Raw genomic sequence first — 21,125 nt, forward strand, 5'->3', positions numbered from 1 at the left:
TTCCGGCGCTCAGCAGGGCGCCTCGCGGCACCGCCCCCACGCCCCCATACGTCCAGTATGAGGACGCGGGGGCGGCACCACGACGCACCCGTCTGACCATCGAAATACGGGGTAAAGGCCGGCGGTCACGACATCAAGGGGCGACACGCCCCAGGAATCCCCGTTCGAGCGCTTGACACAGGAGACGATGATCTGGTGACCGTCGTCGCCGACAAGCCGAGAAGCAAGCGGAAGGTTCGTCCCGCGGGCCGCGTCGCCTCGTTGCGCAGCGGTCTGACGTCGTGGATGAGCCGGCCGTTGGCGGACTTCCACCTGTTGCTCGCGATCTTCGGCATGCTCACCGTGCTCGGCCTGGTGATGGTGCTGTCCGCGTCGGCTCCCGGACAGGTCGCGTCGGGCGTGTCCGCGTACAGCGTGTTCCAGAAGCAGCTGATCTACGTCTGCATCGGCGCCGTGCTGTTCTGGGTGATGCTGCGGTTCCCGTTGCGCAAGCTCCGGCACTTCTCGACGGCCGCGATGGCCATCGGCGTGGTGCTGCTGGCGCTGGTGCTGACGCCGCTGGGCGACGTCCGCGGTGGCGCCCGGTCGTGGTTCACCGTCGGGCCGATCTCGTTCCAGCCGATCGAGGCCGTGAAGCTCGCGCTGGCGTTGTGGGGCGCGCACGTCCTGGTCACCAAACGGGCGTTGCTCTCGCAGTACCGGCACCTGCTGGTGCCGGTCGTGCCGGTCGCGATGCTGGTGTTCGCGCTGGTCATGCTCCAGCCCGACCTCGGCGGCACGATCACGCTCGGCGTGGTGCTGATCGGCCTGCTCTGGTTCGTCGGCGCGCCGATGCGGTTGTTCGGCGTGATCGCCGGTGGCGCGATAGCGGGTGCCGTGGTGCTCGCGATCGGTGCCGCGTACCGGCTGCAGCGCGTGACGTCGTTCCTCAACCCTGACGCCGACCCCGACGGCGCCGGTCTGCAGGCACGTCAGGCGATGTTCGCGCTCGCCGAAGGCGGGCTGTTCGGCAAGGGGCTCGCGCGGGGCAGCTCGCAGTGGCGGTACCTGCCCAACGTCGAGTCGGACTTCATCTTCGCCGTCATCGGCGAGGAGCTCGGGTTCGTCGGCTGCGCGCTGGTGCTGGTCCTGTTCGGCATGCTCGCGTGGGTCGGGCTGCGGATCGCGTCGCGCAACACCGACCCGTGGATCCGGATCGTGTCGGCGACGCTGACGGTGTGGCTGGTCGCGCAGGCCGCGATCAACATCGGCTACGTCGTGCAGCTGCTGCCCGTCACGGGCCTCACGTTGCCGATGATCTCCTCCGGCGGCACCTCGATCGTGACGACCATGGTCGTGTTCGGCATCCTCGCGAACTGCGCCCGGCACGAGCCCGAGGCCGTGGCGGCGCTGCGTTCGCTCGGTCCCGGACGGGTCGGCGGGCTGCTCAGGCTGCCCGCGCCCGAGGCGTACAAGCCGCCGGCCAAGCGCAAGCCGGTCCGCCCGTCCACGCCTCCGCGCGCACCGGGCAGGCGCACCGCGCAACTCCCGGTCGTCGACGAACGTCGTATGGCTGGACGCTCCGCTCCGCCTTCGGAGTACCGTCGCCGCGAATCGCGGCGGACACAGGGCCGTTCAGAGCAAGGCCGGTCGACCCGCGGTCGCGGGCGATACAACTGATCATCTCTTCGCCGACGAATTGGGAGAAGTCTTGACCGGGCACCCTGCCCCCAGTGGTCCGTGCGTCGTGGTCGCAGGTGGTGGCACCGCGGGTCACATCGAGCCGGCACTGGCGCTGGCCGACGCGGTCATGCGGCTGCGGCCGGACGCGCGCGTCGTCGCGCTCGGCACCGCGCGCGGCCTCGAGAGCAAGATCGTGCCGGCCCGCGGCTACCCGCTGGAGCTGATCCCGCCGGTGCCGATGCCGCGCAAGCCCACGCTGGACCTGCTGAAGCTGCCGCTGAACGTGCGCGGCGCCGTGAAGCAGACCCGCGAGGTGCTGGAGCGCGTCGGCGCGGACGTCGTCGTCGGCTTTGGCGGCTACGTGGCGCTGCCCGCGTACCTGGCCGCGCGTGGCCGCATCCCGATCGTCGTGCACGAGGCGAACGCCAAGGCCGGCCTCGCGAACAAGGTCGGCGCCAAGTTCGCCGACCACGTCGCCGCGGCCGTGCCGGACTCCGGCCTGGCCGACGCGCAGATCATCGGCATCCCGCTGCGCCAGTCGATCACGACGCTGAACCGCGCCGCGCTGCGTGACGAGGCCCGCCGCTTCTTCGGCCTCGACCCGCATGCGCCGGTTCTGCTGGTGTTCGGCGGTTCGCAGGGCGCGCGTTCGATCAACGAGGCCGTGGCGCCGGTGGCCGCCGAGTTCGCTCGTGCCGGCGTGGGCGTGCTGCACGCGTACGGCCCGAAGAACTCCGTTGCGGTGCAACAGGTTCCGGGTGCTCCGGCGTACGTGCCGGTGCCGTACCTGGAGCGCATGGACCTCGCCTACGCCGCCGCGGACGCCGTGCTGTGCCGCTCGGGCGCGATGACCGTCGCCGAGGTGTCGGCCGTCGGCCTGCCCGCGATCTTCGTGCCGTTGCCGATCGGCAACGGGGAGCAGGCGTTGAACGCCGGTCCGGTCGTCTCCGCAGGCGGTGGCCTGCTGGTTCCGGACTCGGAACTGACGCCGCAGAAGGTCGCGTCGCTGGTGGTCCCGCTGATGGCGGACCGCAACCGGCTGGCGCAGATGTCCGCGGCGACGCTCGGCACCGGCCGTCGCGAGGCGGACGAGATCCTGGCCCGCTCCGTGCTGGAGGTGATCAAGAAGTGAGTCTCGAACGAGTTCACCTCGTCGGCATCGGTGGTGCCGGCATGAGCGGCATCGCCCGGATCCTGCTGGCCCGTGGTGTGCAGGTGTCCGGATCGGACGCCAAGGACTCGCGGACCGTGCTGGCCCTGCGCGCCCAGGGAGCGCGGATCGCCGTCGGCCACGACGCGTCGAACCTGGACCAGCTCGTCGGCGGTCCGACCGAGGTCGTGGTGTCGACCGCGATCAAGGACACGAACCCGGAGTACTCGGCGGCCCGTGAGCGCGGCATCACCGTGCTGCGCCGCGCCGAGGCTCTCGCGGCGCTGATGGAAGACCATCGAGTCGTGTGTGTCGCCGGTACGCACGGCAAGACGTCGACCACGTCGATGCTCACCGTCGCGTTGCAGCACTGCCGGGTCGACCCGTCGTTCGCGATCGGTGGTGACCTGAACGAGTCCGGCGCCAACGCCCACCAGGGCACCGGTGGCGTGTTCGTGGCCGAGGCGGACGAGTCCGACGGCTCGTTCCTGTTCTTCTCGCCGTCCGTCGCCGTCGTGACGAACGTCGAAGCCGACCACCTCGACCACCACGGCACCGTCGAGGCCTACACCGCCGTGTTCGACTCGTTCCTGGAACGGATCGTGCCCGGCGGCGTGCTGGTGTCCTGTGTGGACGATCCCGGTGCGGCACGGCTGATCACCGAGGCTCGTGCGCGTGGGATCCGTGTGCGCGAGTACGGACGTTCGGCCACCGACGCGCGTCTCGTCGACTACAAGCCGCTCGAGTCCGGTGGCCTGGCGTCGGTCGAGATCGACGGCGTGGCGGTCGAGGTCAGGGTCGCGGTGCCGGGCGAGCACATGGCGTTGAACGCGATCGCCGCGCTGCTGGCCGGTCTGGAACTCGGTGCCGACCAGGCCGGGCTGCTCGAAGGCCTGGCCGCCTTCGGTGGCGTGCGGCGGCGGTTCGAGTTCAAGGGCCGCGGCAACGGCGTCTCGGTCTACGACGACTACGCGCACCACCCGACCGAGGTCGACGCACAGCTGCGTGCCGCGCGTCCGGTCGCGGGCGCGGGCCGGGTGATCGTGGTGTTCCAGCCGCACCTGTACTCCCGGACCCGTACGTTCGCGACCGAGTTCGCCGCCGCGTTGTCGCTGGCGGACGAGGTCGTCGTGCTGGACGTCTACGGCGCCCGCGAGGAGCCGGAGCCCGGCGTCACCGGCGCGTTGATCGCGGACCAGGTCACGGCTTCCGTGCACTACGAGCCGTCGTTCGACCGCGTGCCGGCGCTGGTGGCGTCGCTGGTGCGGGAGGGCGACCTGGTGGTGACCATGGGCGCGGGTGACGTGACGATGCTCGGCCCCGAGATCGTCAGCGCGCTGTCATGAGCGCACCGGTTCGCGGCAGGTCCACGCGAGTTCGCTCCGCGAACCGGAGACCGAAGAGTGCTGAGCACCGGGCGCGGCGCAGGGTGATCCTGCGCCGCCGCCTGGTGGCGCTGTTGTGCGTGCTTTCCGTGCTGGCCTTGGCCTACTGCGTGTTCTTCACGCCGTTGCTGGGCGTCCGCCAGGTCGACGTCCGCGGCAACGTGGCGCTGACCGAGGACGAGGTCCGCGCCGTCGCGGCGATCGACTCCGGCTCCCCGTTGGTGCGCCTGGACCTCCAGGAGATCCACGACCGCGTCGCGGGCATCCCGCGCGTCGCCGCGGTCGAGGTCGAACGCCAGCTCCCCGGCACGGTCCGGCTGCTGATCACCGAACGCGTCCCGGTCGGCTCGGTGAAGCTGCCCGATGGCTTCCACCTGGTCGACTCCACCGGCAAGGACTACGCGGTCCTCCCGGCGGCCGCACCGGGTGTTCCCGAACTGGTGCTCACGCTGCCCTCGTCCTCGGACCCGGCCACTCGCGCCGTGGTCGGGGTCGTGAACGGGTTGCCGGAGAAGCTGAGGCCCGAGGTGGTGTCGGTGGCGGCGACGACCGGTGCGGACGTGAAGCTGACGCTCACGGGGGATCGCGTGGTGAAGTGGGGCAGCTCCGACGACACGGCTCGCAAGGGGGCTGTGCTGCTCGTGCTGCTCACACGGGAAGGCAAGACCTACGACGTGTCGTCTCCTGACCTGGCCACGGTTTCCTGAGCTTTCAGCCGAGCGTCAGGTGGAAGCCCTGGTGCTTCGCGTCCTGCTCGGAGTGCCAGATGACGCCGCGGTTGGCGTTGCCGATCTTCGCTCCGTAGAGCCGCTCGCCCTCGGGAATGCCGCTCACGGTGAACTTGAACGAACATCGGGCTCCCGCACCGCTCTGCAGCGTGCCGACGCCGAGCACCTCGTTGTCCTGGTTGACGATCTCGACCTGGCCGCCGAGGGTGATGTCGGCGTAGCCGCCCGAACCGCAGACGCCGTTCACGGTCATCGAGCCGCTGACCGTGAACACGTTGGGCGAGGCCGAGGTGGACGGCGCGGCCGAACTCGTGTCGGCGGAGCGCAGCAGGTCGGGACCGGTGGCTCGGCCCAGCCCGAAGCCGAGGCCGCCCGCTGTCAGCGCCACCAGCGCGAATCCGATCGCCAGCCACGGCGGCCTGCGTTTCGGCGGTAACTCGGGTCCTACGGTCACTACTGGTGGAAGTGGTTCCACTGCGGTCCTTGAATTCGAGGGCGTTACCGGCGTGGTGCCGGCGGCCGTGACGGTGTCGGGATCCGGCGCGGCCGGCGGATCGGGGACCGAGGAATCGGCTGGGAGCACAAGGGATTCTCCTGAGGTTCGCCGGCTAGCCGTTCGGCTTCAGCCGCGCCATCGCGACCCGTACGACGAGGCTGCCGAGCCTGCTCGTGACGAGTTCCAACACGATCGCCTCGATGACGAGCGAACGCACGGACGCGGGTGCGGGTGCCAAGACGTGCCTCCTGGTGATGAACGACTAACGTGCTCATCGGACAGCCACTCGCGGTATTAGCCAGAATGATCGTTGTCACCCGAAGGAAGTACTCATGCCGGGCCACGTCGTGGTGGTGGGCGCCGGTCTCGCCGGACTGTCGGCCGCGTTGCACCTGCAGGGAACCGGTCGCCGGGTCACCGTGCTCGAGAGGGCCGATGCCCCGGGTGGTCGTGCCGGCACCGTTCGCGTCGGTGGGTTCACCGCGGACAGCGGGCCGACCGTGCTGACGATGCCCGAGTACCTGGACGAGGCGTTCGACGCCGTGGGGGAGCGGCTTTCGGACTGGCTGACGCTCGACCGCGTCGATCCCGCCTATCGCGCCCGGTTCGCGGACGGGTCGGGCATCGCGGTGCACACCGATGCCGCCGCGATGGAGGACGAGGTCCGCACCGTCTGCGGGGCAAGGGAAGCGGCCGGGTACCGGGAGCTGCGGCGGTGGCTCGGGGAGCTGTACTCGGTGCAGCGCGAGCACTTCATCGGCGCGAACTTCGACTCGCCGGTCGACCTGCTGCGGCTGGAGCTCGTGAAGCTCGCGACGCTGGGCGGGTTCGGGCGGCTGGAACCCCAGTTGCGGCGGTTCTTGCGGGACGAACGGCTGATCAGACTCTTTTCGTTCCAGGCTTTGTACGCTGGCGTGCCGCCACAGCAGGCTCTCGCGGCGTACGCGGTCATCGCGTACATGGACACCATCGCGGGCGTGTACTACCCACGTGGCGGGATGCACGCGGTGCCCCAGGCGTTGGCTGCTGCTGCGACGAAGCACGGTGCTGAGTTCCGTTACGACGCAACGGTCACACGGCTGGAGTGGCGCGGTGCGCGCGTCGCGGCTGTGCACACCGCTGAGGAGCGCATCGAGTGTGACGCGGTGGTCTTGGCGTGTGAGCTGCCGGACGCCTATCGGTTGCTCGGCAAGACACCGCAGAGGGTGCTGCCGCATCGGTGGTCGCCGTCCGCGGTGGTGCTGCACGCCGCGACGGACCGCACGTGGGACCTCGGGCACCACAACATCCTGTTCGGGGCGGCGTGGCGGGGCACGTTCGACGAGATCGTCCACAAGGGACGGTTGATGTCCGATCCGTCGTTGCTCGTCACGCATGCGCAGGACGGGCTGCACTACGTGCTGGCGCCGTGCCCGAACCTCCGGACCGGGCCGATCGACTGGGCGCGCGTCGGGCCCCGCTACCGCGACGAACTGGTGCGGACGCTGGAAGCGCGCGGGCTGGACGGGTTCGGCGCGGCGGTGCGGGACGAGGTGCTCGTGACGCCGGTGGACTGGGGCAACGCGGCGGGGACGCCGTTCGGGCTCTCGCACACCTTCGCGCAGACGGGACCGTTCCGGCCGCGCAACGTCGTGCGGGGCGCCGAGAACGTGGCGCTGGCGGGAGCGGGAACCACACCGGGTGTCGGGGTGCCGCCGGTGCTGATCTCCGGACGGCTGGCGGCGCAGCGGATAAATGCGATGCGGTCGCGTTGACGCTCATGCAGGCTGCGCCGCATGACACGCACCGCACCACCACTCGTCGCCGATGAACGTGCGACGTACACGGCCCTGTTGGACTACCTGCGCGCCACGATCGAGCTGAAGGTCGAGGGCCTGGCCGAGGGAGACGCGGCACGGGCTGTGCTGCCGTCGAAGCTGACGACGGCGGCCGGTGTGCTGAAGCACGTGCGATGGGTCGAGCACCACTGGTTCGAGGTGGTGCTCGCGGGACGTGCGTCGCGGGCCCCGTACACGATGGAGGACCCCGACGCGGACTGGCGCGTCGAGGAGGGCGAGACCCTCGCCGGGTTCCTCGCGGACTACCGCGCGCAGTGCGCGGAGAGCCGGGAGATCCTCGCCGGCCTGGAGCTCGACGCCGAGGTGCCGTTCCGGGGCGACCGGGCGGTCTCGGCCCGATGGGTGCTCGCGCACGTCATCGAGGAGACCGCCCGGCACGCCGGCCAGCTGGACGTGGTCAGGGAACTGCTGGACGGAACCGTCGGTGACTAGGACCTAGGCGGGCTGCAGCTCCCACTGCTGCCAGGTGTCGCTCCAGTGCGTGGTCAGGAACATCCAGCCGGTGCCGGGCGTGAGGAACTTGTCGGCGGCCACTTGCCGCAGGCGTGCCGAACCGAGCTTGGTCGGCTCGATCGACCACTGCTGCAGGACCTCGCCGGGCACGCAGTCCGACACCACCTCGGGCACCACGGCTTGGGCCGACGCCACGGCGACGCACTTGCCGTTGGCGACGCTGCGCAACGCCGTCCTGCCCCCGGCGGCCTCGATCCGCTGGAACTTCTGCGCCGGCGAGTCCGTGCACGGAGCCGGCACCAGGCTGGAGCCCGTCAGGCTGATGCAGCCGAAGCGGGCGCCATCGGCAGCGCGGATGCGCACGACCTGACCCGAGGTGTCCGGTAACGGCTGCGTCATCCCGACGGTGCGCACCAGCCAGCGCTGCTCGGCCCGGTCGGTCGGGCTTTGGATCAACACGTCCCGTTCACCGTTTTGCCAGGTCAAGGCCGTGAGGTAGGCCTCGCCGTCGCCGAACCTGATGCGCACGGCACCAGGCGCGTCCGGCATCGACACGGCGAACCCGTGCGCGAGCTCGTCGTCGCACCAGTAGAAGCCGAACGTCTCGCTCAGGCACTCCCTGTTCGCGAGGTTGCGGAGCAGGTGCCTGTTCCCGTCCACCAGAACGACCTCCCAGCGCTGCTCCTCCGCACCGGTGCAGGCAACGATCTGGGTGTCGTGCGGCTCGGTGCCCGCCTGCAGGCACTCGCCGTACGCCATGCTCCTGATCTCGACGATGTTGTTCCCGGTCGTGGCGCTCGCGGGCGCCACCATCACTGCCCCCAGAGCGATCGCGGCCAGCGCGACGCTCAGCAATTTCATCCCCATGAGCCGAAGCTAGCGGGCACCACCGACAGAAAAACGTCGATAGGACGGGCGAGACGATCTCCGATTCGACGTCCGACTAGGCTTGCGGTGCGTCGTCCTCAGGATCGTACGCAACTACTTGACGGCACGACCGGGGAGTAGTAGCGCACAGTGTTGGGACCCTACGGCGTGGCTGCTGGACCGACGCACCGCCGGTGCTTACCGTCCAGCAGGAACATATGGGGTTGACATAACTCTGGACCTCGACGAGAGGTTGAGAGTTTCAATCCGGGTGCATCTCACCCAGCACAGCGCGGACCACGATCAGGAAGGCGGATCCGATGACGCCCCCGCACAACTATCTCGCGGTGATCAAGGTCGTCGGCATCGGTGGAGGCGGCGTCAACGCCGTCAACCGCATGATCGAGGTCGGGCTGAAGGGCGTCGAGTTCATCGCGGTGAACACCGACGCCCAGGCCTTGCTGATGTCTGATGCCGACGTCAAGCTCGACATCGGCCGCGAGTTGACGCGTGGCCTCGGCGCGGGTGCGAACCCCGAGGTCGGACACAAGGCCGCCGAAGACCACCGCGAGGAGATCGAGGAGGTCCTCAAGGGGGCTGACATGGTCTTCGTGACCGCCGGCGAGGGCGGCGGCACGGGCACCGGCGGTGCGCCGGTCGTGGCCTCGATCGCCCGCAAGCTCGGCGCACTGACCATCGGCGTGGTGACGCGCCCGTTCTCGTTCGAGGGCAAGCGCCGCGCCAAGCAGGCGGAAGACGGCATCCAGGCCCTGCGCAACGAGTGCGACACGCTCATCGTCATCCCCAACGACCGGCTGCTCCAGCTCGGTGACATCGGCGTCAGCCTGATGGACGCCTTCCGGTCCGCGGACGAGGTGCTCCTCTCCGGTGTCCAGGGCATCACCGACCTGATCACGACCCCTGGTCTGATCAACCTGGACTTCGCCGACGTCAAGTCGGTCATGTCCGGCGCGGGCTCGGCGTTGATGGGCATCGGCTCGGCCAGGGGCGAGGGCCGAGCGGTGCAGGCCGCGCAGAAGGCCATCAACTCACCGTTGCTGGAAGCCTCGATGGAGGGCGCGCACGGCGTGCTGCTGTCGATCGCCGGCGGCTCCGACCTGGGCCTCTTCGAAATCAACGAGTCCGCGTCGCTGGTCCAGGAGGCCGCGCACCCGGACGCGAACATCATCTTCGGTACGGTCATCGACGACTCCCTGGGCGACGAGGTCCGGGTCACGGTGATCGCGGCCGGCTTCGACAGCGGCGGCCCCACGCACAAGAAGCTGGAGCCGACGGCGCTGTCCTCGCAGCCGCGGACGGCCACCGGGCCGATCGCGTCCGCCACCGCCGTGCCCACGCACGTGCAGCAGCCGGTGGCACAGACGCCGCCGCCGGTGCAGGCGCCTCCGGTGCAGCAGCCGGTTCACCAGCCCGTCCAGCACCAGCCTGAGGTTCGGCAGGCTCCGCCTGCGCAGCAGCCTCCGACCACTGTGCCGCCGCAGCCCTCGCCGGCTCAGGGGAACGGGTACGTGCCTTCGGTGCCTCGGTCGCTTTCGCCCAACGGGTCGTTGCCCTCTCGGCCGGTGCCGGTCACTGAGGACCCGGATGACGAGGTGGATGTTCCGCCGTTCATGCGGCGGTGAATTTTGGCGCGGCTGCGGTAGACGTGGCTGCGGGACTTGTGGCCGCGGGACTTGTGGCCGCGTGAACTGTGGCCGCGTGAACTGTGGTGGCGACCGCGTGGCTTGTGGTCGTGGCTGCGGGAACTGTGGTCGCTGACTTGTGGCGATGATCTTGTCGGACCCCCTGAGTAGCGTTTGGGCTCAGGGGGTCTTTCTGTTGGGGGACGCCTGCGTCAGCTTGGGCTGGGTGCGGGTGCTGGCTTGTGAGTGGTGGCCGTGCCTGCTGCGCTTTGCGGGCGGTGACCTTGCGGGCGGTGACCTTGCGGGTGGTGGCCTTGCGGGTGGCGCGCTTGCGTCGGGTTAGTGGGTTGCGACTTTGTTGGGTGGTTGCCTTGCTTAACCGCGACCGGGCGGGTGGTCACCTTGCGGACGGCGACCTTGCGTTGAGTTGGTGGGTCGCGACCTTGCGGGTGGGTCACCTTGCGGGCGGCCTGGTTGCCTTGCTTGCTTTCCCTGGGGGCTCTGCCCCCAGACCCCCGGCAATCTGATCGGGGGGTCCGCGCCACGGGCGGGTAGATGGCACGCCTGTTGCGTTGGGCGGCTGCCTGTTGCGTAGATGTGTGCGTTGGCGGTGGGGTCCCGTCACGAGCCGCACCAGGAGCGGGCCACATGTGAGAGGGGAGGTCAAGTCGACGAAAAGCGTGTCGACTTGACCTCCCCTCTCACATGCAGCAAGAGCTGTGGTGCGACTCGTGACGGGACCCCACCGCCCAGCCCGTTCGGTAAGGGCGGCTTGCCTTCGGCTTCGCGGCGGGGACGGCTCGCCTTCGGCTTTGCGGGCGATCAGGCGCTGGCGCTGGCGTGTGCGGGTGGGCTTGGGGCGGCTTGCCGGGGGCTGGCGGGCGTGCGAACTAGGGTGTGGGGGTGCGCATTCGTCGTGTTGTCACCACCCGCGCCGGTGGCGTGTCCAAGGGGTCCTACGAGTCGTTCAACCTCGGCGATCACGTCGGGGACGAGTTGGAGGCGGTCGAGGCCAACCGGGCTCGGCTTGCTGAGGGCCTTGGGCTCACGCCCGACCGGTTGGTCTGGATGGAGCAGGTGCATGGGCGCACCGTTGCCACCGTGGACGGGCCGCAGGTTGAGCCGTTGGAGGCCACTGACGCCGTTGTGACGAAAAGGGCTGGTCTCGGGCTTGTCGTGTTGACTGCCGACTGCGTGCCGGTGTTGCTCGGTGATTCGGAGGCCGGGGTCATCGGGGCGGTGCACGCTGGGCGGGTTGGGGCTCGGGTTGGCGTTGTTGTCGAGGCACTCAAGGCGATGATGGCGTTGGGGGCCGAGCTCGAGCGCATCGAGGTTCTGCTCGGGCCCTCGGTTTGTGGTGAGTGTTACGAGGTGCCCGCGGACATGCAGCGGGACGTCGAGAAGCACCTGCCCGGTAGTGCTTCCAAGTCGCGGAAAGGTACGCCCGCGCTGGATCTTCGGGCCGGGTTGTGGAACCAGCTCGGGAGTGCCGGGGTCGGGAAGATCGGGGTCGACCCGCGGTGCACGTTCGAGGAGAAGGATCTGTTCAGCCATCGGCGGCAGGCGCCCACCGGGCGGCTCGCGTCGGTCATCTGGATCGAGCCGTGAACCGGGCCGAGGAGTTGAAGGAGAACCTCGCCGAGGTCGAGGAACGCATCGCCAAGGCGTGTGAGGCTGCCGGGCGGGGGCGGGACGAGGTGATGTTGCTCGCGGTGACGAAAACCTGGCCCGCGAGCGATGTGGAGATCCTTTACGGGCTCGGGTTGCGGCACTTCGCGGAAAATCGCGATCAGGAGGCCGGTGAGAAGGTCCGCCAATTGAGACATCTCGAAGAAGCTCGTTGGCACATGGTCGGGCGATTGCAGCGCAACAAAGCGAAGTCCGTCGTCGAGTGGGCCGATCAGGTCGACTCGGTGGACAGCGTCCGGCTCGCGGAGGCGTTGGCGAAGGCGGCGCACGCGAAGGGCAAGACGCTCGACGTGTTGCTGCAGGTCAGCATCGACGGCGACACGTCGCGCGGTGGGGTTGCTGTTGCGGATGTGGCGGAACTCGCTGGCGTGATCACTCGTTCGGGTGATCTTATTCTCCGAGGTGCGATGACTGTCGCGCCCCGGACGATGAACCCATCGCAGGCGTTTCAGGCGTTGGTTTCGGTGGTATCAGGCCTACGTGATCATCATCCCACTGCCATCGGAGTGTCAGCGGGAATGAGCGGTGACCTGGAAGATGCCATCTCGCACGGATCGACCTGTGTGCGTGTCGGAACGGCGTTGCTCGGCAGCCGGCGACTAACCTCGCCATAGGTTGTCGGGAACCTCGGGACCGTCCGCACCGTCCCTAAGAGTGGGGAACCGCCGAGGAGGGGCTGGAATGAGCGCTTTGCACAAGCTGAAGGCCTACTTCGGGATGGTCCCCGCCGAGTACGCAGACGACCCCGGCTACGACGACGACCGCGGCCGCTACGGCGACTACCGGTCCGAGTACGCGGCCGAGGCCGACGACTACGACCCATACCCGCGGCGCAACCGCGTGTTCACACCGGGCCGGTCGGAGCTCCAGGGCTCCGGATACCGGGCCGACATCGACGAGTCGGACGACTACGAGCCGGAGTCGCGGCGCGGGGGCAGCCCCTCGAGCACGCGACGCTGGAGTGCCGATGCACCCGTGCACGGCGCACTCGCTGTCGAGCCGCAGCGCGAGCCCGTGAGCAGGTTGCGTCCCGTTGCCGAGCCGGCAAGCAACCCGTTGGCGCGCATCACCACGCTTCACCCCCGTACCTACAGCGAGGCGCGCACGATCGGGGAGCACTACCGGGACGGCACCCCGGTGATCTTGAACCTGACCGACATGGACGACGCCGACGCGAAGCGTCTCGTCGACTTCTCGGCCGGACTCGCGTTCGCTCTGCGCGGGTCCATGGACAAGATCACCAGCAGGGTGTTCCTTCTCTCACCGCCGAACGTTGACGTCACGGCGGAGGACCGCAGGAAGCTGGCGGAGGGTGGGTTCGGGAACCACGGTTAGAGTTGACCCGTGGACCCGATCCGTCTCGTCATCTTCTACGTCCTGTTCGCGTTCTCCCTGTTCCTGACCGCGCGTGTCGTGGTCGAGATGGTGCGGACGTTCGCGAGGGAATGGCGCCCAGCGGGCGGCGTAGCCGTGACGCTTGAGACCGTGTACACGGTCACCGACCCACCGGTCCGTTGGCTCCGTCGGGTGATCCCGACTGTGCGGATCGGGGGCGTCGGGCTGGACCTATCGATTATTGTGCTGTGGCTAGTCGTTATCATTCTGATGCGATTCGCAGATCCCAGGTGACGGGGAACCGTGGGATGACCGCAGCCCAGGAGTGCGAGAGGTGATCCGATGCCGTTGACCCCCGCTGACGTGCACAATGTTGCATTCAGCAAGCCGCCGATTGGCAAGCGGGGCTACAACGAGGACGAGGTGGACGCGTTCCTCGACCTGGTTGAGGGCGAGCTCGCCCGCTTGATCGAGGAGAACAACGACCTCCGTCAGCAGGTCGAGCAGCTCGACCAGCAGCTTGAGACGTCGCGCGCCGACCTCGACGACGCGCGTGCGAAGGCTTCTTCCAGCCCCATGACGACCCGTATGCCGGTCGAGGAGCCGCGCCGCCTGGCGCCGGTCCCGCCGCCTTCGGTCATGGAGCAGACGTCCCCCGGTGGTGGCGGAGACCACCACGTGCAGGCCGCGAAGGTCCTGGGCCTTGCCCAGGAGATGGCGGACCGGCTCACGGGCGAGGCGAAGGCCGAAGCGGACGGCATGCTGTCCGAGGCCCGCACGAAGTCCGAGCAGCTGCTGTCCGAGGCCCGCGCCAAGGCAGACACGATGGTCAACGAGGCACGTACGCGTGCCGAGACCATGCTCAACGACGCGCGGACGCGTTCGGAGACTCTGGAGCGGCAGGCCCGTGAGAAGGCCACCGCGCTGGACCGTGACGCGCAGCGCAAGCACGCCGAGGTGATGGGCAACATCACCCAGGAGAAGAACACGCTCGAGAAGCAGATCGACAAGCTGCAGACGTTCGAGCGCGAGTACCGCACGCGACTGAAGACGATGCTCGAGTCGTCCCTGCGCGACCTCCAGGACCGCGGCCCGGCCGCTCCGTCCGAGGGTCGTTCCCAGGGCTACTCGTTCGGCGCACGCGCTGAAGCGGGCTGAACTACTGTTCGCTAGGTGCTCTTCGTAGTTCTACTTCTGGTGCTGGCAGCCCTCGGGTTGCTCGTGCCTGCGCTGACCACGTCCAACACGATCTGGGCGTGGTCGTCCGTGGGCGCGAGCGTGCTCGCCGCCCTGGTCCTTGCTTGGGACTGGTGGCGACGGCGACCGGGGGACCCCGCTGCCGACGCGCAGAGTGTAGATCAACAAGCTGTAGCTGATGATCAACGGGTAGTGGTGCCGTCGGAAGCCGACACGCCGCCCGCTGACGAGGAACCACTGGAAGAGGACACCGACGCGGCGGATCTGCTCGTCGTGGCCGATCTGGTGGACGAGGTCCGGGTGCTGGACGAGCGGCCCCGGTATCACCTGAGCTCGTGCTCCTGGCTTGCCGGGAGGCCCACGCTGGGCCTCCCGGTGCAGGAGGCACGGCAGTTGCAGTTCACGCCTTGCGCTCTCTGCACCCCTGACGCGGTGCTGGTGCGCAGGAGCCGTACCGCCTGAATTTCGTCCGTTTCGCGGACGGACCGTGCGGTCTGGCGGTACGAACGACCCATGAGGCTGAGAGCCCTGGTCGTCGTTTCCGCATTCGTCCTCGCCGGTACAGCGCCCGCGACCGCTCAGCTTCCGAACCGATGATCACGTCGTGTTGGGCGGACTGATGCTCGCCAGCGGATCCAGTGGTGTGCTGCTCACGCCTGGCGCAGGACGACGGCATGGCCGGCGAAGCGTGCGAGGTCGCTGCGGCCGTGCTCCGCAGGCGGAACACGACCACCCCTCCAGGCCCTCAGCGGCGGTAGCTGACCTTCGCGCGGAACGTGCTGTCCGGGTTGTCCCGGTAGTGGTGCTCGATCGCGCCGTCGAACTCCGAGATCAGGCCCTCGTCGTTGTAGGCGATGTGCTCGACGTCGAAGTCACCGGCGTTGTCGTACCAGCCGAATCCGTGGTTCACGACGAGGACCTTCTGATCCTCGAAGTGGCCCTCGGTGATCCGCTGCCCGTCGTGGCGGTACAACCTGATCTCGAGGAACTCCCGCTCGTCCGGGGACTCGCCCTTGATCCGGATCAGGTTGTCCTCGTCCGGGGCCTCGCGCACGGAAAACAGTCCCGGCGGCGCCCAGGTGCCCGAGCGGCCCTCGGTGGGCCACGCGCCCGCGTCGGAGTCCCAGAAGAGATAGCCGGTGGCGTCGGCCGACGCGGGTGTGGCGGTGGCGAGCAGTAACGCCGTGGTGGTCAGAACAGCGCGAATCATGTTTCCCCCTAAGGATGTCAGCGGTTGAAGTCGACCCGTGCCCTGAACGCGTTGAAGGGCTGGTCTCCGCAGGTGTGCGTGATCGACGCCGCGAACACGTCGGTCCACCCGTCGGCGTTGTACTCGACGCGGTCGACGGTGAAATCGGCCGTGTCGTCGGTGCAGACGAAGCCGTCGCCGAAGACCCTGACCTGCTCGTCGTGGTACGAGCCGGCGGTGATCAGCTGTCCGTCGTGCCGTTTCAGCTCGACGAGGACGTAGTCCTCCACGCCGTTGGGCTCGGCGTGGATCCTGATCGTGTTGTCGGACCGGCGCAGCCCGACCCGGATCTCGTTCGCCGGGGCCGACCAGGTCGCGGACCGGCCGGCGATCGGCCGGGCGTTGGCTTCGGCCTCGAAGGAGAACTCCTGCACCGGAGCGACGACGGTGGTGCTCAGCAGAGCGGCGAATGCCAGAACTTTCACGTGATCCCCCAATCACTTCGTGAGGAAAGTCTGGGGGAGGAGGAACTCAGCGCACCATGCGTGGATCTACTCAGAGCACAACTGGGCGTGCGCCGTGCGCGGTGACTAGGCCCGGCAGACGTTCGCGGCTGGTCACGACGACACGGCACCGCGGTGTGCCCGGTAGCAGCGGCACGACCTGGGCGGTGTCGGCGGCGTTGTCGAGCACGATCAGCATTCGCCGGTCGGCCAGCAACGTGCGGTAGAGCGCTGTCTGCGCGTGTGGTTCCGGTGGGATGCCGTCGGGGCTGGTGCCCAGGGCGATGATGAACCCGCGGACGACGTCGGCCGGGTCGGAGCCGTTGAGGTCCACGAACAGCTGGCCGTCCGGGTAGTCGGTGGCGTGTTCGTGTGCCCAGTGCAACGCCAGCCGCGTCTTCCCCGTGCCGGTCGGGCCGGTGATCGTGACGATCGGACCGGCCTGGTCGAGGGCCGCGAGCTCGGCCGTCATTCCGGTGAAATCCGTTGGGGCGCCGGGAAGCTGACGTGGACTCCACTGTGGACGTTGGATCAGCGACGCGTGCAGGTCGCGCAACGCGGGGCCGGGGTCGAGGCCCAGTTCGTCCGCGAGCCGGTCTCGGAGCTGTGAGTAGTAGGCGAGCGCCTCGGGGCGTTGGCCGGCGCCGATCAACGCGCGCATCAGCTGGCCGGCGAGCCGTTCGTCGAGCGGGCGTTCGGACGTGCGGGCGGTCAGTTCGGTGACGAGAGAGAGGTGCTCGCCGGACGCCAGGCGTGCGTCGGTGTGGTCGAGCTCGGCGGCGGCGATCTCGCCCGCCAGCGTCTCGCGCAGACCGGCGAACCACGGGCCGTGCAGTCCCGCGAACGGTTCGCCGCGCACGAGCGCCATGGCCTCGGCGGGCCGTCCGAGCGTCACGAGCGAGCGGAACCGGTGCAGGTCGATGGACTCCGGGTCGGTCTCCAGCACGTACCCGCCGGAGCGGCGCACGATCGGGGTGCCGCCGAGCGCCGTCCGCAGCCGGGACATGTAGCTGTAGAGCGCGGCCTTGGCCTGCCGCGGCGGCGCGTCGCCCCACACCCGTGCCAGCAGCTTGTCGATGCCGACGACCTGGTTGACGTCCACCAGCAGCACCGCCAGCACGCTCAGCTGGCGGGCGTGGCCGACGTCGACGAGGTCGGCGCCGAGCCGGATCTCAGGTGCGCCGAGGACGCGGAACTCGTGCCTCACCGGTCCAGGAACAGCAGCATGATCAGCAACGCCAGCAGCGCCAGGTCCACGACCACGCCCGACGGCTTCGAGTCGTACCGCAGCCGGGTGATCGTGGCGCCGACCATCAGCAGCCCGAGCCCCACGGTGGCGGCGTGCGCCACCCACTCCCACGTGACCAGGCCGACGACCAGCCCTGCCGCACCGGCCCACTCCAGCGCGCCGATGGTGCGCCACAGCGCCGGGTTCATCCGGAAGTGGTCGCGGGCCTCCAGTGACGCCTTCGCCCCGAACAGCTTGCCCGCGCCCGTCGCCACGAACAGCAGGGCCAGCACGATCGACAACGCGATGGTCAACGTCATCCGGCGAGCATACGGTTTGCGCCCGCCCGTACCCTGTAGCTACAGGCACCGATCCGGCCATCACCGGGGAGCCTCCGGAAGAACGGGTGCGCGAGCACCTCAGTAGAACCGGACGGGACCGGCCCGTCACAGCCGAAGAACGAGAGGCTCGCCGCAAGGCGGGCAAGCGGGGTGGTACCGCGGCAGGCCGAGCCACATCGGCGTGTCGTCCTCGCGTGTCGCATCTGACCGCGAGGAGCAGTGGAGATGGCCTACCCCAGGGCCGGCGCGAACGAGGTCCCGGCGCAGCCGTCCTTTCCGAACCTCGAGCAGGACGTGCTCGGGTACTGGAAGGACGACGAGACCTTCCAGGCGAGCATCGACCGGAACCCGGTCGGCGACGACGGCGCGAACGAGTTCGTCTTCTACGACGGCCCGCCGTTCGCCAACGGCCTGCCGCACTACGGACACCTGCTGACCGGCTACGTCAAGGACGTCGTGCCGCGCTACCAGACGATGCGCGGCAAGCACGTCGAGCGCCGGTTCGGCTGGGACACGCACGGCATGCCGGCCGAGTACGAGGCCGAGAAGCAGCTGGGCATCACGCAGAAGCACGAGATCGACGAGCTGGGCATCGAGAAGTTCAACGAGGCCTGCCGCACGTCCGTGCTGCAGTACACGGACCAGTGGCGCGAGTACGTGACGCGACAGGCCCGCTGGGTCGACTTCGACAACGACTACAAGACGCTCGACCTCGACTACATGGAAAGCGTCATGTGGGCGTTCAAGGCCTTGTGGGACAAGGGCTTGATCTACGAGGGCTTCCGGGTGCTCTGGTACTGCTGGCGTTGCCAGACGCCGCTGTCCAACACCGAGACCAAGATGGACGACGCCTACCGGGACCGGCAGGACCCGGCCGTCACGGTCGCGCTGCGCCTCGAGTCCGGTGAGAAGGCGCTGGTCTGGACGACCACGCCGTGGACGCTGCCGAGCAACCTGGCCGCCGCCGTGCACCAGGACGTCGACTACGTGACCGTGGTCGGCACCGATGGCGAGAAGTACCTGCTGGCCGAGGCCCGGGTCGCGGCGTACGCGCGTGAGCTGGGCGAGGAGCCCGAGGTCGTCGCCCGCTACAAGGGTTCGGACCTGGTCGGCAAGAAGTACCTGCCGCCGTTCGACTTCTTCGTGGGTCGCGAGAACGCGCACCAGGTGCTGGCCGCGGACTACGTGACCACCGACGACGGCACGGGCATCGTCCACATCGCACCGGCGTTCGGTGAGGACGACAAGGTCGTGACGGACGCGGCGGGCATCGAGGTCGTCGTGCCGGTCGGACCGGACGGCAAGTTCACCGCGGAGGTGGCCCCGTACCAGGGCGTGCACGTCTTCGAGGCGAACAAGCTGATCATCCGCGACCTCAAGGACGCGGGCCTGCTGCTGCGGCACGAGACCTACGACCACCCGTACCCGCACTGCTGGCGGTGTGCGAACCCGCTGATCCAGCGCGCGCTGTCGGCGTGGTTCGTCGCGGTCACGCAGTTCAAGGACCGGATGGTCGAGCTCAACCAGCAGATCAACTGGGTGCCGGGCCACATCAAGGACGGCCAGTTCGGCAAGTGGCTCGAGAACGCGCGCGACTGGAACATCTCGCGCAACCGGTACTGGGGCTCGCCGCTGCCCGTGTGGACCTCGGACAACCCCGAGTTCCCGCGCACGGACGTGTACGGGTCGCTGGACGAGCTGGAACGCGACTTCGGCGTGCGCCCGGACAACCTGCACCGGCCGTTCATCGACGAGCTGACGCGGCCGAACCCGGACGACCCGAGCGGCCAGTCGGTCATGCGCCGGATCCCGGACGTGCTCGACTGCTGGTTCGAGTCGGGCTCGATGTCGTTCGCGCAGGTGCACTACCCGTTCGAGAACGCGGCGTGGTTCGAGAACCACTACCCCGGCGACTTCATCGTCGAGTACAACGGGCAGACGCGTGGCTGGTTCTACACGCTGCACGTGCTCGCGACGGCGTTGTTCGACCGGCCCGCGTTCCGCGACTGCGTGGCGCACGGCATCGTGCTCGGTGACGACGGCCAGAAGATGTCCAAGTCGCTGAAGAACTACCCGAGCGTCAACGAGGTCTTCGACCGCGACGGTTCGGACGCCATGCGCTGGTTCCTCATGGCGTCGCCGATCCTGCGCGGTGGCGACCTCGTGGTGACCGAGCGCGGCATCAGGGACGCGGTGCGCCAGGCGGTGCTGCCGCTGTGGAACTCCTGGTACTTCCTCGCGTTGTACTCCAACGCTTCCGGGAAGGAGGGCACGTGGCGCGTCGACTCGAAGAACGTGCTCGACCGGTACGCGCTGGCGAAGACGCACGACCTGGTGCGCGACGTCCAGGCAGCCATGGACGTCTACGACATCTCCGGTGCGTGCCAGCTGGTGCGTGAGTACCTGGAGGTGCTGACGAACTGGTACGTGCGGCGGTCGCGGCAGCGGTTCTGGGACGGCGAGCAGGACGCGATCGACACCCTGCACACCGTGCTGGAGGTCGTCACGCGCGTGACGGCGCCGTTGCTGCCGTACACGACCGAGGTCGTGTGGCGCGGGCTGACCGGTGGCCGTTCCGTGCACCTGACGGACTTCCCGTCGGTGTCGGACCTGCCGGCGGACGACGCGCTGGTGGCGGCGATGGACGAGGTGCGGGACGTCTGCTCGACGGCGTTGTCGCTGCGCAAGGCGAACAAGCTGCGCGTGCGGCTGCCGCTGGCGCGTCTGACGGTCGCGTCGCCGGTGGCGGGCTCGCTGGAGGACTTCGCCGAGATCGTGCGCGACGAGGTCAACGTCAAGGAGGTGTCGCTGTCCACGGACGTCGACGCCTACGGGCAGTTCCAGCTGGTCGTCAACGCCCGTGCGGCCGGACCGCGGCTCGGGCCGAACGTGCAGAAGGTCATCAAGGCCGTCAAGGCCGGCGACTGGTCCGAAGTGGACGGCAAGATCGTCGCCGCCGGTGTCGAGCTGTTCGAGGGCGAGTACGAACAGCGCCTGGTGGCAACGGATCCTGCCGCCACGGCCGCTCTGCCGGGCGGTGCCGGTGTCGTCGTGCTCGACACGGTGGTGTCGCCGGAGCTGGAGGCCGAGGGCGTCGCGCGTGACCTCGTGCGCGTCGTGCAGCAGGCACGCAAGGACGCTCAGCTCGACGTGTCCGACCGGATCACGCTGACGCTGGAGCTGCCGGACGCGGTGCGTTCCGCCGTGGAGCCGCACCTGGAGTTCGTGCAGTCGGAGACGCTGACGACCTCGGTGGTGTTCGGCGAGGGCTCTTCGGAGGGCACGGTCGGCGACGGCCTGAAGGTGAAGGTCGCTGTCGCCAAGGCCTGATCCTCGGGTGAAGTAGCAGGAAGCGGGGTCGCTGTCTTCGGACGGCGGCCCCGCTTCCTGCGCATTCAAGAAAAATGTCAGATCTCGTCAC

Annotated in this window: 21 protein-coding genes; 14 read left to right on the plus strand and 7 right to left on the minus strand. The window is 68.9% G+C overall.

The features are described from left to right. Positions 1–195: 195 nt before the first annotated feature. From ftsW to ACIQF0_RS22530, 4 genes are all read left to right on the plus strand, one after another. On the plus strand, positions 196–1,659 hold the full coding sequence (ftsW, locus tag ACIQF0_RS22515) for a putative lipid II flippase FtsW (RefSeq protein ID WP_396426012.1): 1,464 nt from the start codon (positions 196–198) through the stop codon (positions 1,657–1,659). Between the two features lie 31 nt (positions 1,660–1,690). Next, positions 1,691–2,794, plus strand: coding sequence for an undecaprenyldiphospho-muramoylpentapeptide beta-N-acetylglucosaminyltransferase (gene murG, locus ACIQF0_RS22520; RefSeq protein ID WP_401032158.1), 1,104 nt, complete (start codon positions 1,691–1,693; stop codon positions 2,792–2,794). After that, positions 2,791–4,158, plus strand: a complete 1,368-nt coding sequence (gene murC / locus ACIQF0_RS22525; RefSeq protein ID WP_401032161.1) for a UDP-N-acetylmuramate--L-alanine ligase — start codon at positions 2,791–2,793, stop codon at positions 4,156–4,158. The genes murG and murC overlap by 4 nt, the downstream gene beginning before the upstream one ends. A gap of 83 nt (positions 4,159–4,241) precedes the next feature. Continuing rightward, on the plus strand, positions 4,242–4,904 hold the full coding sequence (locus tag ACIQF0_RS22530) for a cell division protein FtsQ/DivIB (protein WP_401032164.1): 663 nt from the start codon (positions 4,242–4,244) through the stop codon (positions 4,902–4,904). Positions 4,905–4,908: 4 nt separating this feature from the next. Here ACIQF0_RS22530 and ACIQF0_RS22535 read toward each other — a convergent pair whose 3' ends face one another. Next, positions 4,909–5,379 carry a hypothetical protein gene (locus ACIQF0_RS22535; protein ID WP_401032167.1) on the minus strand — a complete coding sequence of 157 codons (471 nt, stop codon included), beginning with the start codon at positions 5,377–5,379 and terminating at the stop codon, positions 4,909–4,911. A gap of 154 nt (positions 5,380–5,533) precedes the next feature. Next, complete coding sequence (locus ACIQF0_RS22540; protein ID WP_281251341.1) at positions 5,534–5,659, minus strand: hypothetical protein; 126 nt, start codon at positions 5,657–5,659, stop codon at positions 5,534–5,536. 94 nt (positions 5,660–5,753) lie between these two features. Between ACIQF0_RS22540 and crtI the strand changes: the two genes are divergently transcribed. Both crtI and ACIQF0_RS22550 read left to right on the plus strand, forming a co-directional pair. Next, entirely contained in the window at positions 5,754–7,175 is a 1,422-nt protein-coding gene (gene crtI / locus ACIQF0_RS22545; RefSeq protein WP_401032170.1) for a phytoene desaturase family protein, read from the plus strand. Between the two features lie 21 nt (positions 7,176–7,196). Next, positions 7,197–7,691, plus strand: coding sequence for a DinB family protein (locus ACIQF0_RS22550; RefSeq protein WP_401032173.1), 495 nt, complete (start codon positions 7,197–7,199; stop codon positions 7,689–7,691). A 3-nt stretch (positions 7,692–7,694) separates the two neighbouring features. Here ACIQF0_RS22550 and ACIQF0_RS22555 read toward each other — a convergent pair whose 3' ends face one another. After that, the gene (locus tag ACIQF0_RS22555) at positions 7,695–8,579 is read right to left on the minus strand and encodes an RICIN domain-containing protein (protein WP_401032176.1); all 885 of its coding nucleotides are present in this window, start codon (positions 8,577–8,579) and stop codon (positions 7,695–7,697) included. A 320-nt stretch (positions 8,580–8,899) separates the two neighbouring features. Between ACIQF0_RS22555 and ftsZ the strand changes: the two genes are divergently transcribed. The 7 genes from ftsZ (at position 8,900) to ACIQF0_RS22590 (ending at position 14,905) form a co-directional block, all read left to right on the plus strand. After that, the gene (ftsZ, locus tag ACIQF0_RS22560; RefSeq protein ID WP_401032179.1) at positions 8,900–10,222 is read left to right on the plus strand and encodes a cell division protein FtsZ; all 1,323 of its coding nucleotides are present in this window, start codon (positions 8,900–8,902) and stop codon (positions 10,220–10,222) included. Between the two features lie 903 nt (positions 10,223–11,125). Further along, on the plus strand, positions 11,126–11,830 hold the full coding sequence (gene pgeF, locus ACIQF0_RS22565; RefSeq protein ID WP_401032182.1) for a peptidoglycan editing factor PgeF: 705 nt from the start codon (positions 11,126–11,128) through the stop codon (positions 11,828–11,830). After that, positions 11,827–12,525 (plus strand): YggS family pyridoxal phosphate-dependent enzyme, encoded by a 699-nt coding sequence (locus ACIQF0_RS22570; RefSeq protein ID WP_401032184.1) that lies wholly within the window; start codon positions 11,827–11,829, stop codon positions 12,523–12,525. Before pgeF ends, ACIQF0_RS22570 begins: the two co-directional genes overlap by 4 nt. A gap of 67 nt (positions 12,526–12,592) precedes the next feature. Next, on the plus strand, positions 12,593–13,246 hold the full coding sequence (locus ACIQF0_RS22575) for a cell division protein SepF (protein WP_330273300.1): 654 nt from the start codon (positions 12,593–12,595) through the stop codon (positions 13,244–13,246). 18 nt (positions 13,247–13,264) lie between these two features. Continuing rightward, positions 13,265–13,540: a YggT family protein gene (locus tag ACIQF0_RS22580; RefSeq protein WP_319977848.1), complete on the plus strand. Its 276-nt coding sequence runs from the start codon at positions 13,265–13,267 to the stop codon at positions 13,538–13,540. A 48-nt stretch (positions 13,541–13,588) separates the two neighbouring features. After that, positions 13,589–14,404, plus strand: coding sequence for a DivIVA domain-containing protein (locus ACIQF0_RS22585; RefSeq protein ID WP_093597422.1), 816 nt, complete (start codon positions 13,589–13,591; stop codon positions 14,402–14,404). Positions 14,405–14,419: 15 nt separating this feature from the next. Beyond that, positions 14,420–14,905, plus strand: a complete 486-nt coding sequence (locus ACIQF0_RS22590) for a hypothetical protein (protein ID WP_401032188.1) — start codon at positions 14,420–14,422, stop codon at positions 14,903–14,905. Positions 14,906–15,188: 283 nt separating this feature from the next. Here ACIQF0_RS22590 and ACIQF0_RS22595 read toward each other — a convergent pair whose 3' ends face one another. From ACIQF0_RS22595 to ACIQF0_RS22610, 4 genes are all read right to left on the minus strand, one after another. Next, positions 15,189–15,653 (minus strand): hypothetical protein, encoded by a 465-nt coding sequence (locus tag ACIQF0_RS22595; protein WP_401032191.1) that lies wholly within the window; start codon positions 15,651–15,653, stop codon positions 15,189–15,191. A gap of 17 nt (positions 15,654–15,670) precedes the next feature. Continuing rightward, positions 15,671–16,117, minus strand: coding sequence for a hypothetical protein (locus tag ACIQF0_RS22600; protein WP_401032193.1), 447 nt, complete (start codon positions 16,115–16,117; stop codon positions 15,671–15,673). A 70-nt stretch (positions 16,118–16,187) separates the two neighbouring features. After that, positions 16,188–17,342, minus strand: coding sequence for a BTAD domain-containing putative transcriptional regulator (locus ACIQF0_RS22605; RefSeq protein ID WP_401032196.1), 1,155 nt, complete (start codon positions 17,340–17,342; stop codon positions 16,188–16,190). Then, positions 17,339–17,683, minus strand: a complete 345-nt coding sequence (locus tag ACIQF0_RS22610; protein WP_036014530.1) for a DoxX family protein — start codon at positions 17,681–17,683, stop codon at positions 17,339–17,341. The genes ACIQF0_RS22605 and ACIQF0_RS22610 overlap by 4 nt, the downstream gene beginning before the upstream one ends. A 246-nt stretch (positions 17,684–17,929) precedes the next feature. Here ACIQF0_RS22610 and ileS point away from each other — a divergent pair, with 246 nt between their 5' ends. After that, the gene (gene ileS / locus ACIQF0_RS22615) at positions 17,930–21,034 is read left to right on the plus strand and encodes an isoleucine--tRNA ligase (protein ID WP_360041705.1); all 3,105 of its coding nucleotides are present in this window, start codon (positions 17,930–17,932) and stop codon (positions 21,032–21,034) included. Positions 21,035–21,125 lie beyond the last annotated feature (91 nt).

This window comes from Lentzea sp. NPDC092896 (assembly GCF_044754905.1).
In the GTDB taxonomy this organism is placed as follows: Bacteria; Actinomycetota; Actinomycetes; order Mycobacteriales; family Pseudonocardiaceae; genus Lentzea.